Source organism: Thalassoroseus pseudoceratinae, assembly GCF_011634775.1.
Taxonomy (GTDB): Bacteria; Planctomycetota; Planctomycetia; order Planctomycetales; family Planctomycetaceae; genus Thalassoroseus; species Thalassoroseus pseudoceratinae.
The window spans coordinates 190,807-205,707 of sequence record NZ_JAALXT010000005.1 but is presented as its reverse complement, the minus strand read 5'-3'; the positions used below and the strand labels follow the sequence as shown (position 1 = coordinate 205,707).

Below are 14,901 nucleotides of genomic sequence, written 5' to 3'. Positions count from 1 at the left end.
GTACGGAGCCGTCGCATTGTCTCATTGGTATCAGCAATCTCCGGACGAAGTCGCTCGCAAGCTCTCGTCGGATTTGGAAAATGGTTTGTCGACTGAGCAAGTCGAGTCGCTGCAAGCCAAGCACGGTCCGAACGAGTTGATCGAAGCTGCCGGACGCGGGCCGTGGAAGATCGTGTGGGAACAGATCTCCGGGCCGATGGTGATTTTGCTGATCATCGCCGCTGCCGTTTCGGTGCTGCTGCATGAATATCAAGATGCGATTGTCATTCTGTTGATCGTCGTGTTGAACGCGGTGTTGGGGTTCATTCAGGATTACCGCGCCGAACAGGCGATGGCTGCTCTGAAACAGATGACGGTTCCTCACGTGCGGGTGCGACGGTCGGGACGAGTGCAGGAAATCTCCGCCCTTGAATTGGTGCCGGGCGATCTCGTGTTGTTGGAAGCCGGGAATGTCGTGCCCGCCGATGGGCGGTTGATCGAAGCTCAATCGTTGCGGGCTCAGGAAGCGGCTTTGACGGGGGAATCCGAGCCGGTCGAGAAATCGGATTCCGCCATCTCCGAGGACGATTTGGCGATTGGCGATCGACGCAATCTCGGGTTCATGGGCACCCAGATCACTTACGGACGCGGTTCGTTGATGATCACCGAAACCGGCATGAACACCGAACTCGGCAACATCGCCGACATGCTGCAAACTGTCGAGGCCGAGGAAACCCCACTTCAACGTCGTTTGGGAGAACTCGGCAAAGGTTTGGCGATTGCGGCGATTGGGATTGTCGCGGTTGTCGTGGTGTTAGGATTGCTTGATCAGCAAGACTGGAAAACAATGTTGCTGACCGGGATGGCGATGGCGGTGGCCGCTGTTCCTGAAGGGTTGCCGGCGGTTGCGACGGTGGCGCTCGCACTCGGTGCTCGCAAAATGCTGCGGCGACATGCGTTGATCCGCAAACTTCCTGCCGTCGAAACGCTGGGGTCGGTCACGGTTATTTGTTCCGACAAAACCGGCACGCTGACTGAGAACCGCATGACTGTCACCGCAATCGAAGCCGCTGGCGATCGGATTACGATCGACAATCGTGACGTCAATCTCACCGGACGCGTCGAGACGAATCCAGAAATCTCGCTGATTCTCGGTGTGGCTACGCTGTGCAACGATGCTTCACTCCACACGGAGAAATCGGAAGCTGATGACGACGAACCCCAGTCGGTCGGTGACCCGACCGAGACGGCTCTCGTTTTCGCCGCGACGCAGGCCGGTCTTGATAAGAACGCGTTGGAAGAACGGTTACCGCGTCAGGGGGAAATCCCATTCGAATCCGACCGCAAACGCATGGCGACCGTTCACGCGGTTGATGCCAGTGACACCGACTCTGAAGAAACTTCGGCGTTCGTCAAGGAACTTCGCTCGGCAATGTCGGGAGACTCACAGCATGTCATTTTCGTCAAGGGAGCGGTCGATAGTTTGCTCGATGTGTCTTCGCGGGTCTGGAACAATGGTGAGATTGAAACCCTCGATGAGTCCTGGCGATCGCGAATCGACGGGGCGAATGCCGATCTCGCGAGCAACGGGATGCGTGTCCTTGGGATGGCGTTTCGGCCGCTGAAGTCCGATGAGTCAGCCGATTCTCCGTCAGCGGATTGGGAGAGCGATTTGATTTTTGTCGGTCTGACGGCGATCGTCGACCCGGCTCGACCGGAAGTGCGGGACGCGGTTCATCGCTGTAAGACGGCGGGCATTCGGCCAGTGATGATTACCGGCGATCACCCGTTGACCGCTCGGCATATCGCGAAGGAACTTGGCATCAGCGACAACGATCGCGTCGTGACTGGCAGCGAAATGGCGAAGATGCCGGAGAACGAACTCGATGCAGTCGTTCAAGATGTTTCTGTCTTTGCCCGTGTGGCTCCCGAACATAAGCTGCGAATTGTTCAAAGCCTGCAGAAGCAAGGCGAAGTGGTGGCGATGACCGGTGACGGCGTGAACGACGCCCCTGCCCTCAAGCGGGCCGAGATCGGCGTGGCCATGGGCATCACCGGAACGGATGTTTCCAAGGAAGCCTCCGAAATGGTGCTGACCGACGACAACTTCGCAACCATCGTCGGTGCCGTCGAGGAAGGCCGGATCGTCTACGACAACATCCGCAAATTCATCATGTACACGATGACGAGCAACTCCGGCGAAATCTGGGTGATGTTGATTCCGGCGATTCTGGCGGTCATCGGTTGGGGGGTGGTGGGGGACATACCGTTGCCATTGCTGCCGCTGCAAATTTTGTGGATCAACCTCGTGACCGATGGCCTGCCCGGTTTGGCTCTCGCCGTCGAGCCCGCCGAACGGGAAACGATGAATCGTCCGCCGTACCCACCGAACGAAAACTTCTTCGGTCGTGGGATGGCGTCGCACATTTTGTGGGTCGGGCTGCTGATGGGGGCGGTTTCCCTCGGTACGGGGATTGTGTACTGGCTCGCCGACGGACCACCCGATCCGTCTGACGGGGCGGCGAATCGGCATTGGCGAACAATCGTGTTTACCGTGCTGACATTCTCGCAAATGGGGCATGTGCTCGCGGTGCGATCGCACAAAGAGTCGCTGTTCCAACAAGGACTGTTCTCGAACAAGCTAATGCTTGCGGCGGTTTCGTTGACGTTCGCGTTGCAACTCGGTGTGATCTATGTGCCGTTCCTGCAAAACGTCTTCCGCACCACAGCACTCAACTTGCAAGACTTATTGATCTGTCTGGCGATCAGTACCCTTGTCTTTTGGGCGGTAGAAGTCCAAAAATGGTGGATACGGAAGAACAGTCCCGTACCGCAATGATTGACTCATTTGGCATGCCGACCGCTCGGGGTGCGTACGAGCTGATGAAATTCGAACATCCAATCATGCTCATGCAACGGCATGCGCATTTTACCTGACCGCAGTTGGCAAACAGACATGGCAATCACCCGCGAATTTCTTGATTGGTCCGGGCCAGCACTTCCGAAGGCCGCCGAATGGTTGCTGCACCAATTCCGTGATGGCGATTTGCTGTCGTTACGAAACGTGGTGCTCGTTGTTCCCGGTGGTCGGGCGGCTCGTCGATTGTTGGAGGTGTTGGTCGAACGCTGCGAAGCGGAACGCGTCATCTTCGAGCCGGGAAAGATCATCACGCCGGGCGAGTTGCCGGAGCTGCTGTATGAAGCGAAGTTGCCGTTCGCGAATGCCGTCACGCAGGAGTTCGCTTGGCTGCAAGCGTTGCGAGAATCGCCGGAAGAAGACCTCTCGCAAATTGCTCGTCGGTTGCCGAGTTTAGACGATCGCGGTGGATGGTTGGCATTGGCCGACATGATTGCCGAGATCCATCGTGAACTTGCCGCCGAGGTTCTTGACTTCGGTCACGTGCAACAACGATTGGAAGCGATTGGCAGTCTCCGTGAGGCCGGACGTTGGCGGATTCTTTCCGATATTCAACAGCGATATCTGCGAATTCTCGACGGGCTCAAGCTGTGGGACAAGCAAACCGCCCGGCTGTTCGCGATTGAGCATCGGGAATTCGTCGCGACCGGTCCGCTGATCCTCATTGGCGTGGCCGACATGAACGCGATGCAACGCGCCGTGTTGAAACAGGTGGCCGACCAAGTTCAAGCATGGGTCTTTGCGTCACCGACACAGACAAACGATTTCGATGAGTTCGGCTGTGTCATTCCCGAACGGTGGCAGCACGCGAAGATCGACGGCATTGCGGGGCGGACGACGATCGTGAACGGTCCGTCCGAGCAAGCAATGGCGGTGATTCAAACGCTTTCGGAGTTCGAAGATCGGTTCCGCGTCGATGACGTTGCCGTTGCCGTCCCGGATGAACGCATCGTGCCTTACATTCGGCAGCGGCTCAAAGAGTGTGATCTCGAAACGCGTCTCGAATCCGGCTCCCCGATTCGCCGAAATCCGACGGGGCGATTGTTTCGGGCGATGGCGAGCCATCTCGAACGGCAAACGTTCCGCACGTTCGCGAATTTGGTTCGGCATCCCGATGTCGAACGCTGGTTGCGTCAACAGGGCATCGAGGGCGATTGGCTCAGTGAACTCGATGATTATTACAACCAACGACTACCGCAAACGCTGGGGCGGGAACTGCTTTCCGGGTCGGCACGCCCGCGTCGTGACGGCACACCGCCCGATGGGCTGAGCCAAGCGTTTCGATCGGTGCGTGAATGGCTCGAACCGCTCGGCGATGCGGAGAAACCGTTACACGAATGGGCAGACACGATTTATCGGTGCGTGACCCAAGTGTATCGGTCCAATTCGTTCGACTCCGAGTCACCGAACGATCGCACGATCCTCGATTCCATCGAGCAATTGAAAGCGGCGTTGATGGAGTTGGCCCGTTTGCCGGAGTTGCTTGCCCCATTGGTCACCGGGGCGGAAGCGGTGCGACTGGTGCAGCGAGCGTTTGAACGGGCTCGATTGTTCGAGGAATCGACCGCGGATTCCGTCGACTTGATTGGTTGGCTGGATGTCCGTTTGGATGATTCGCCCGTCGCCATTCTGACCGGCATGAATGAAGGCATCGTACCGAATTCGCGGAATGCGGATATGTTCTTGCCGAATGAGCTTCGTCGCTCGCTGAGTCTGGAAGACAACGACCGCCGTTATGCCCGTGATGCGTACACACTGATGGCGATTCTCGCCAGTACGCCGGAAGTCCGACTGATCGCTGGCCGCCGCTCCGCCGAGAATGACCCGCTCGTACCGAGTCGACTGTTGTTGGCGTGTCCCGATGAGGAACTGCCCGGCCGGGTGAAACAATTGTTCGACCCACCACGCACCTCGCTGGCAACCGCTCGCATTGCAGGCAGCCCACAGGCCGGGCCGAGAACCGTCTTTGAACCGCCGCGTCCGGTGCGGTTGCCGAAACCTATTGTGTCCATGCGGGTCACGGAATTCGCGGATTACCTGAAGTGCCCGTATCGGTATTACCTCAAGCAACGGCTCTCCTTGAAGACTCGCGAAACAACGAGCCTGGAAATGCCACCAAGTGCGTTCGGCGACTTGATTCACGATGTTCTCGAGGAGTTCGGTCGTCAGAAAGACGTTCGGGATTCGTCCTCGGTCGAAACGATTGAAGACTTCTTCAACCAGAAACTCGATGAGATGGCCACCGGCACATTTGGAACCGAACCGTTGCCGGCGGTGCGAATTCAAGTCGAGCAAGCCCGCGAACGATTGCGTGTATTCGCGGAACGGCAGGCGCAATGGCGGGCGGACGGTTGGCGGGTGTTTGCGGCGGAACAGAAGATCGACAGTGCCGATTCCTTTCTGGAAGTCGATGGCGAGCCGATGTATCTGCGGGGACGGATCGACCGCATTGACATCCGCGAAACCGAAAATGGGCTGGAAGTTGCCATTCTTGACTATAAAACCGGAGATGCCGGTGATCCGCCGGAGAAAAAACACCGTAAGAAGAAAGAGGAATGGGTCGATCTCCAGCTTCCTCTTTATCGCCAACTAATTCGGGCGGTGGATGGTTTGCCGGATGTCGATGCGTTCCAAGTCGGTTATGTTCTGTTGCCACGCGAACTCGCGAAAACCGGAATGCATTTGGCGGATTGGACGCCGGATGAGTTGGCGGAAGCCGATGAAGTCGCGGCGGATGTGATTCGCAATATTCGCCGAGAAAACTTCTGGCCGCCACGTGAGGACGTTCAGTATTTCCGCGAGTTTGCGGCGATCTGTCAGGATGGGATTTACGGGACGACCACGGAGGATGCGGCGACCATGGAAATGTTGTCGTCGTGACGTCTCGAAATTTTGTCCAGATTCGTGGTTCCTGTTAGGCATGATCGGCGAAATTGGTTAACTTGACCGTAATGCCGCAAAAACTTGGGGGGAATCGCCGATTTTGATCGACATGGATTCAAGTCGGACCGATTTCGGTAACGAGGGGGCCTGTGTTCCGATTCCGGTTGCGCCGAGGGCGATCATCCGTGCCAAAGACTGATGCCAAAGAACTACTGATCCGTAAAGCTGCGGAAGCGATTCACGCTGCCGATCCGTCGGCGTTTCTGGTCGAATCGCGTGTGGTGCGACGCGTGATCCGGGCAGAGTACGAACTCACCGGATTGGGCATGCGGATTCCGCATCGAAAAAGCTACGTCATCGACGCCGACACCCTCTTGGAAGTCGTGCAACGGGACGAGTTAGGGCTTGATCGGAGTAGCCGAGTCCGTTCGCCGGCCATTCTGATTGCGCAACCCGGCGACGAACGGTTGGCCACGTTGACGCTTTCCGATTTGTTGCTGCGGTCCTGGAGTTTGCTGTTCCATTCGCGGATCGATGCCACCATCGCCGAGAAAATCCAGAGTGGGCAACTGACGGCGAACATGGTGCGTGAACGCATCGATCGGATTGGGCAGGTTGAATACGACGAAATGCACGCGGTCGTCCGCCAGGAAGATTTCCTGTTGCGACCCGAAGACCCCATGCACATCTACACCGAAGCCGCCGCGGTGTTTCTGGAACTGAAGTATTTCCGTCCACAATGGCTCTCGGCGTGGTTTCCCTGTTTAGACGACTGGGACCGGGTGGAAGCCATCTTCGCGGAGGATGTTGACGTTCAACATTGGTTGGAATCCACACGTCCGGAAGGTGCACCGCAACCGGGCGAACAGCTTTCTAATCGGACAACGCCTCGGATGCGTGACGACGCCGCTCCCCCGTTGTCGTTCGAGCCGAAAGTCACAACCCAAGAACGGTTAACGCGTTCCGCTGCGGAGTTTGCCGCCAATGGCGAACAGAATAGCCGAGCCTACAACCGTTTCGTGACGAAGGCGAACCGGGCAGCCGATCGTGGGAACTCCGCGAAGGCAGCGTTGTTGCGATTGCGGGCGGCTCGACACGGACGACGAGAGTCCGTCGGAGAGGCGTCGTTGGGGGCAAAGCGGGAACTCGACCAACTCGCTGCCCGATTACAAAACGCATTGGGGTTTGGCGATCACGAAGCGGACGCTTGGCGGGAAATCCTCACCGCACTCGCGACGAATGCGACCAGCGGATTTTGGAACGCCGACAAACGGGTTCTCCACGATTTGCAAAAAGTCTGCATCGACCACGAGAGACAAGTCTCGAAGGTCGATTTAGTCTCGTGGATGTTTTCCCTGGGCAAGAAACCCGTTCGACGCACGCTTCCCAATCAACGGGAAGTGTTGATGTCGAAGCACTTGCGGCAAGCGACCAGTCGATTGGCTTCGGTCCGTTTGCCCCGGGAAGAACGGGAAAAACTGTCCGAGTTATTGCACGAAGCGACGGAATCGGCGGAGATCCAACTTCGCGACCGACTCGGTCCACTTGTGACGCAAGCCTTGGATGATGTCGGAATTTGTCCGCGGAATCTCCCGGAACGAATCTCGCGCAAGAAGTTGATCAACGAACTGCTCGACAAAGTTGTTCATCACGGCTTTCTCAACATGAGTATGCTGCGTGATGCCCTTTCACGCAACAACCTGAAAATGCCGGATCTCTCTGGCCCCAAAGAACTTTGGCAAGGCGATTGGCTGCTGCAAGCGGATCGCCGATTGAACGAATTGCTCGATGGTGTGTACCGTCGCGGTGAGATTTACCTTCGCGGTTTGCAGAAGGTGAGTTCGCTCGCGTTCGGCACGCCACCGGGACGGTTTCTCACCAAGTACGTTGCGATTCCGTTCGGCGGGGGCTTGATCATTCTGGAAGGAATGAAGCACCTATTCGACAAAGTCGCCGGTGTGGATACCCACGCGGTTCCGGTCGAGGGGGCCGAACTGAGCGAACACCCGACGCACTTGCTGTCCTGGTTCGATTTGCATCATCACCCAGTCGGTTTCTGGACCGGAATTGTGGTGATGGGCTTCTTTCTGATGGGGCTGATCCACATTCCGAAATTCCGTGCCGTCGTCGTCGACGTATTGCGAGCGGTTTGGCGAATTCTGCGGATCGGCGTGGTGGAATTTCCGCGATGGGTCTGGCGTGTGAGTTCGCTGCGATTTTTGTTTAAAAGTCGTGTGGCGAAGATGTTCCGTGAGTGGGTGTTCTACCCGCTGATTATCACGGGCGTCGTCTGGTTGATGTTCCCGATCATCACACCGCTCGAACGCATGCACATCGGCTGGGCCGCGTTATTGTTTGCCGTGCTGACCGTGGCCCTGAACAGTCGGGCTGGTCGCGATTTCGAAGAGTTGGCGACCGAACGGGCACACGATACCTGGCGGCGGGTCCGAGCGCACGTGTTCGTGGCGTTGTTTGAATCGATCATGAACTTCTTCAAACGTGTTTTGGAGACGGTTGAGCGAATCCTGTATGCGGTCGATGAATGGCTTCGGTTCAAGAGCGGTGAAAACTCGTTGACGATGTGGATCAAAGGGGTCGCCGCTCTGATGTGGGCGGGGGTTGCATTCGTGTTGCGGTTTGTGATCAACCTGCTCGTCGAGCCACAAGTCAACCCGATCAAACACTTTCCTGTCGTCACGGTCTCGCACAAAATCATTCTGCCACTTGGGTTTACGAGCGATCCCAAAACGACTCTCAGCCCGTTGGCTTCGATCATTGCCCCCCTCGTGGATGACATCAGCACGGCTAATGCAATCGCGGCGGGCGTGGTGTTTTTGATTCCTGGTGTGTTCGGCTTCCTTGTCTGGGAGTGCAAAGAAAACTGGCGTTTGTATACGGCGAACCGTTCGCGTCGTCTGAGCCCTGTGGTTGTCGGTAGTCATGGGGAATCCATGATTCGCTTGATGAAACCCGGTTTCCACTCCGGAACCATTCCAAAAATCTTCCGCAAACTTCGACACGCCGAACGCCACCACAACCCCGAACGCCGTGTCCGGAACCGTGTGCGTTATCACGAAAAATTGCACCATGTGGTTGTGGAGATTCGACATTTCGTCGATCGCGAATTGATCCAGCTGCTCTCCGAAAGCCAAGCGATTCAGCATTTGGAAATCCGTACCGGACAGATTCGGGTCGCTTCCAACAGTATCTGCGTGGAACTCTTGTGTCCGCAACTCTCTGACCTGTCATTGGTTGTGGCGTTTCAGGAGCAGTCGAGTTACTTGATGGCGGGCACACTTCGCCCTGGTTGGACGACGTCTTTGGACGAAGCGGAACAGAAATCGTTGTGGCTGGCGTTTGCCGGGTTTTACAAAATGGCCGGTGTGGATATCGTCCGCGAGCAGTTGCAAAGTTGCTTTGCCGGCGGAATGCCACCGTACGACATGACCGATCGCGGACTCGTCGTTTGGCCCAGCGGTGATTATCGGGACGAAGTCCGATATGAGATGTCGCAACGTCCAACTATGCGGCCCCGTCCCCGAACACTCGCCAAAGAGCACGCCATGCCCGCAATGGAGGCTCCGCAAGCCATCTTTGCAGAGAACGCGATTCGATGGGACGATTGGGTCGCGGCTTGGGATGCGGAACAAGACTCGAAAGCCGGTCCGGCACTCTTCCCGAGCGACGTACGTTTGCTTCCGGCGATTCCGGTGTCGAATCTCAACTAGACCATGTCACAGTCTTTCCGTGTTTGGGGTAGACGCTGTGTCTTCATAGGGAAAACCCTATCGACCGACGCTACGCATCGCAAAACGCCTTTGCACGTTTCCGCCTGAAAAACCCGGCGATTCAGGCGGTTCGCGGAAACTTATTGACACACTCCGAAAATGAGGGCTATACTCCGCGCGAGTCGGTCTAGGATGGGCCGATGCTTTCGACCACACGGAGGGCTTTCGGATGTGGATGATTCCAACGGTCGCTGGAACTTCCAGTCGCCGGGCATCATCACTAAAGCGACTTGGGCAGCGGATGAACGTCCGTGGATTGGCCCGCAGGTTCGCGTACGCATTCGGAAAAGCCTCGCATTATCTGCGTGAGGAAGGAATCCAGGCGGTTGTTGGGCGGTTTGCTCGTCGTCTGCAACGCCAATACCGCCAAGCTCGCCCGTCGGCAAATTACCGTGCGTGGCGAAACGCGTTTGAACCGAATGCTGTTGAACTTCAACGGCAAACCCTGTGGTCACAACAGGTTAACGGTCCGCTGTTTTCTGTGTGGACCACAGTCGCGGATGGCCTTCCCCTCAAGAATCTGCAACAATACTTGAAACTCACAGCGGATAGCTTGGCACGACAAACCTATTCCAACTGGGAATGGATTATCGTCTCGGATCGTCCATCCGCGGAAATTCTTGATCTGGCAAACGACGAATCCCAAATTCGCGTGATTGCCACGAACGAAGCCGATTGGATTGGCCATCCGAAGGGTGCGTTTGTCGCGAAGTTGAATCTCGGGGATCGGTTGCCGCCGTGGGCATTGTTTGCCGTTGCGGACCAACTCGACGAGGATTCGGAAATCGACGTGCTTTACGGCGATCACGACGTTTGGACTCCAACGGGTCAGCGGTGTTTTCCCACACTGTTGCCCGATTGGTCGCCGGAGAATCTGCTCGAAGCCAACGACATCGGCAACACCGTCTTCGTCCGATCCGAATTCCTGCGAACCTGCGATGACAAGCCGACATCGAGTTGGGAAACGCTGCTCTTGGCGGCGGAACGGGCCAGCCGCGTTTGTCACATTCCTCAGATTCTCTACCACCGCTGCCCGGAAACAGAATCGCGGGAGAACGCCGAAGACTGCATGGCGAAGACTCTAGTACGTCGAGGCATCAACGGTCAGGTTGAACGTCAACCGAATCGACGGTTGCGAGTCACGTGGCCGGTGGATTCATTGAAAACGGTTTCCGTCGTCATTCCGACGAGAGACCGATTCTCGCTGATCTCGACGTGTCTCGATGGATTGCTCAACCAAACCGCGTATCCCTCGCTGGAAATCATTCTCGTGGACAACGGCAGCACGGATGAAGACGTGCTCGCGTTGTATGAATCGTTGAACGGTGATGATCGCGTGCGGTTGGTCAATTTTGATCAGCCGTTCAATTATTCGGTGGCATGCAACATCGGAGCCAAAGCGGCCACCGGCGAGTACTTGCTGTTCTTGAACAATGACATCGAAGTCGTCGATCCCGATTGGCTCACCGAGCTGGTTCGGTGGGGCGAGCGACCGGAAATCGGTGTGGTCGGAGCCCGACTGCTGTTTCCGACCGGCAAGATTCAACATGCAGGATTGGCATTGGGACTCACCAGTGTTGCGGGTCATCTGTTTTCGAATGTCCCGCCAGGAACACCAAGTCCGCTCGGGGATTCGGAATCGCTTCGCAACGTGTCCGCCGTCACTGGGGCCTGTCAATTGATTCGCACTCAGTTGTTCTGGGATGTCGGTGGGATGGATGAAGAATTCCGCATGACCTACAGCGATGTTACGTTATGCTTGAAGATTTGGCAGCAAGGGTATCGGAATCTATATACACCGCACGCCACGTTGGTGCATCACGAATCAGCCACGCGGCCGCTGGGTGATAGTCTGGAAGACCTCGAACTTTTTGTCGACTTCCTGGTGAAACGAGGCATCGACCGCGATCCGTATTTCCATCCGGCATTGGAATGTTTGGCAACGACGCCACGTTTCCGCCGGACGGACGAACAAAACACCATCGAACAACTTGCGTGTTGGATCGATCGGTTTCAAACCACAACGCAGCCACAGACACAGACGGAATTGGAACAGGCGGCTTGACAATCGCCAACTCGTCACGAAAAACCGAACCGCCAAGGACGGAGATCACACCCATGCCACAGACCTCTCAATCGTGTTCCACGAGCCGACGCAAAGGCATCATTCTCGCCGGCGGATCGGGCACGCGGCTGTACCCCATTACGCAAGTCATCAGCAAGCAATTGCTGCCAATTTATGACAAACCGATGATCTACTACCCGCTGAGCACACTGATGCTCGCGGGCATTGAAGACATCCTCGTCATCAGCACTCCACACGATTTGCCGTTGTTTCAGAAGATGCTCGGGGACGGTTCGCAATGGGGCATCAATTTGCAATACGCCGAACAACCCAAGCCGGAAGGGCTGGCACAAGCCTTCATCATCGGTGAGGATTTCGTCGGTAACGATCCAACGTGTCTAGTGTTAGGGGACAACATTTTCTACGGACATCAACTCACCGCAACGCTGCGGAATGCGGCGTCTGTCGAGGATGGTGCCAGTGTGTTCGCTTACCACGTGCACGATCCCGAACGGTATGGGGTTGTGGTGCTTGATGACGACAAACGAGCGCTCGAAATCGAAGAGAAACCGGCTCAACCAAAATCGAATTGGGCTGTCACCGGGCTGTACTTCTATGACAACGATGTGGTCGAGATGGCGAAGAATCTGAAGCCATCCGCACGTGGTGAATTGGAAATTACCGATATCAACCGCATCTACTTGGAACAGAAACGGTTGTTCGTCGAAACACTCGGTCGTGGGAGTGCGTGGTTGGACACCGGCACACACGAGTCGTTGATGGAAGCGTCGCAATTCGTGGCGGTGTTGGAATCACGGCAGGGGTTGAAGATCGCCTGTCCTGAGGAAATCGCTTGGCGAATGGGACTCATCACCGACGAAGACGTGTTGAAGCTCGCGGACCCGATGAAGAAAAACGAGTACGGTCGCTATCTGATCGACATGATCCGCGTCGAGGGTTCGTCGCAACGAACACAGCCCAAGACAATTCCCGAGGCCGCATAGTCATCATTTCGGGTCACACAGAGATTACGAGATTCGTCGTAGTAACATTGCGAAAGTGGTACAGAGTATGAGTTCAATTTCCTCGGAAAGTCGCCCGCGGATTCTGCTGATTGGTGCGAACGGCCAAGTCGGTTGGGAATTGGCTCAAACGCTTTCCACGCTTGGTGACGTGACGGCAACCACACGGACCGGGTTTTCACTCGTGGTGGCGGAATGCCGACCGCTCGACTTGACCGATGCCAACGCCATCCGTGCATGCGTGAACGACGTTCAACCGCAACTCATCGTCAACGCGGCCGCTTATACGGCGGTTGATCGAGCCGAATCCGACACGGAAATGGCGAATTGGATCAACGCGGACGCCGTCGCCGTGATCGCTGAAGCCGCCAAGAAAATCGGCGCAGGCGTGGTACACTATTCGACCGATTATGTTTTCAACGGCGCAGGCGATCAACCGTTCTGCGAAGATGCTCCCACCGGACCGCTGGGGGCATACGGTGCGAGCAAACTGGCTGGCGAGGAAGCGTTGCGATCAGTCGGCGTTGACCATTTGTTACTGCGTGTGAGCTGGGTCTACGGCGTCCATGGCAACAACTTTGTCAAAACGATGTTGCGATTGGGGCTGGAGCGTCCGGAACTTTCGATCGTGGCCGATCAAATCGGTGCCCCGACATCCGCTCGTGCAATCGCCGAAGCCACAGGGCAAGTTCTCGCCCAGGCGAATGGAGATTTTGCATCGTTCTTGAACCGTGTCGGTGGGACCTATCACTTCGCGTGTGACGGAACGACCAGTTGGCATGAGTTCGCAAGCGAGATCTTTGAACTTGCCAACAACGCCGATGTGCCGCTGTCCATTCGCAACGTGAAAGCGATTCCCACAGCCGACTATCCCACACCGGCGACGCGTCCGCTGAACTCTCGGCTCGATTGCTCAAAGCTGACAGAAACCTTCGGCATTGTTGGTCCGAGTTGGCAATCCGCGCTTCGAGCCACCTTCGCGAACTTGCGATCCACACTACCAACGGCCACCAAGGCCGATTGCAAAGTTGCCTAGACCTTGTGCAAATCCGAGTGACTGGAAATTTGAACTTCAACCGCCTTTCGATACTTTCCTAAACCGACTCAACTCACGACACAGCGATCATACAAGGATGTGAGACATGAAGATTCTCGTCACCGGCGGAGCCGGGTTCATTGGTTCTGCGGTTATTCGCCACCTGATCAGCAATACGGACCATGAGGTCGTCAATGTCGATTGCCTGACCTATGCCGGTCATCTCTCGACCTTGGAAATGATCGCCGACGATCCACGTTACACCTTCGAGCAAGTCAACATTTGTGATGCGCCGAAGATCAATCAGTTGTTCGAAACGCATCGCCCGGATGCGGTCATGCACTTGGCGGCCGAGTCGCATGTGGATCGCTCGATTGACGGTCCCGCCGAGTTCATTCAAACGAACATCGTCGGAACCTACAACATGCTCGAAGCCGCTCGGACCTATTGGAACACGCTGCCGGAAGACCAAAAATCCGCCTTCCGTTTCCATCACATCTCGACCGATGAAGTCTATGGTTCGCTGGGCGACGACGGATTCTTCCTGGAAACAACACCGTACGATCCAAGTTCGCCTTACTCGGCGAGTAAGGCCTCTTCGGACCATCTCGTGCGTGCCTGGGAACACACGTTCGGTTTGCCAACGATTGTGACGAACTGCTCGAACAACTACGGTCCGTTCCAATATCCGGAAAAACTGATCCCGGTGATCATTCGCAATGCCATCGCCGGGAAACCGCTGCCGATCTACGGAACCGGCGAGAACGTGCGAGACTGGTTGTTCGTTGACGATCACGCACGAGCCTTGGTTACGGTCGTCGAGAAAGGTGTCGTCGGGGAAACCTATAACATCGGTGGACGCAACGAGCGAACGAACTTGCAAGTTGTCGAAGCGATCTGCAACTTGCTCGACGAGCTGCTACCGGCATCCGAATACGCACCGCACAAGAATCTCATTACCTTCGTGACCGACCGACCCGGACACGATTTCCGCTACGCCATCGATTGCAACAAGATCGAACGCGAACTCGGCGTGACCCCCAGCGAAACCTTTGAAACCGGTTTGCGACGCACGGTGGAATGGTACCTCGCGAACGATTCCTGGTGTCAACGGGTGACGAACGATCGCTACGAAGGTCAACGTCTCGGTCTGGACGATCAAAAGAAGTCAGCGTAAACAATCTCGGCGAGACGCCAGTCACGGAGGACAC

Annotated in this window: 7 protein-coding genes; all 7 read left to right on the top strand. The window is 56.3% G+C overall.

Going from position 1 to position 14,901, the window contains the following annotated elements; translation table 11 throughout:
* Positions 1 to 16 precede the first annotated feature (16 nt).
* The 7 genes from G6R38_RS18605 (at position 17) to rfbB (ending at position 14,867) form a co-directional block, all read left to right on the top strand.
* Positions 17 to 2,818 (top strand): cation-translocating P-type ATPase, encoded by a 2,802-nt coding sequence (locus G6R38_RS18605; RefSeq protein WP_166829636.1) that lies wholly within the window; start codon positions 17 to 19, stop codon positions 2,816 to 2,818.
* 81 nt (positions 2,819 to 2,899) lie between these two features.
* Entirely contained in the window at positions 2,900 to 5,776 is a 2,877-nt protein-coding gene (locus G6R38_RS18600) for a PD-(D/E)XK nuclease family protein (protein ID WP_206028636.1), read from the top strand.
* Positions 5,777 to 5,964: 188 nt separating this feature from the next.
* A complete protein-coding gene (locus tag G6R38_RS18595; protein ID WP_166829628.1) occupies positions 5,965 to 9,507 on the top strand; it encodes a hypothetical protein in 3,543 nt (1,180 codons plus the stop codon).
* Positions 9,508 to 9,736: 229 nt separating this feature from the next.
* On the top strand, positions 9,737 to 11,632 hold the full coding sequence (locus G6R38_RS18590) for a glycosyltransferase family 2 protein (RefSeq protein WP_166829624.1): 1,896 nt from the start codon (positions 9,737 to 9,739) through the stop codon (positions 11,630 to 11,632).
* A gap of 53 nt (positions 11,633 to 11,685) precedes the next feature.
* Positions 11,686 to 12,636, top strand: a complete 951-nt coding sequence (gene rfbA, locus G6R38_RS18585) for a glucose-1-phosphate thymidylyltransferase RfbA (RefSeq protein WP_166829621.1) — start codon at positions 11,686 to 11,688, stop codon at positions 12,634 to 12,636.
* Positions 12,637 to 12,703: 67 nt separating this feature from the next.
* Positions 12,704 to 13,690 carry a dTDP-4-dehydrorhamnose reductase gene (rfbD, locus tag G6R38_RS18580; protein ID WP_166829618.1) on the top strand — a complete coding sequence of 329 codons (987 nt, stop codon included), beginning with the start codon at positions 12,704 to 12,706 and terminating at the stop codon, positions 13,688 to 13,690.
* A gap of 106 nt (positions 13,691 to 13,796) precedes the next feature.
* Positions 13,797 to 14,867, top strand: coding sequence for a dTDP-glucose 4,6-dehydratase (rfbB, locus tag G6R38_RS18575; protein ID WP_166829615.1), 1,071 nt, complete (start codon positions 13,797 to 13,799; stop codon positions 14,865 to 14,867).
* The last annotated feature ends 34 nt before the right edge of the window (positions 14,868 to 14,901 follow it).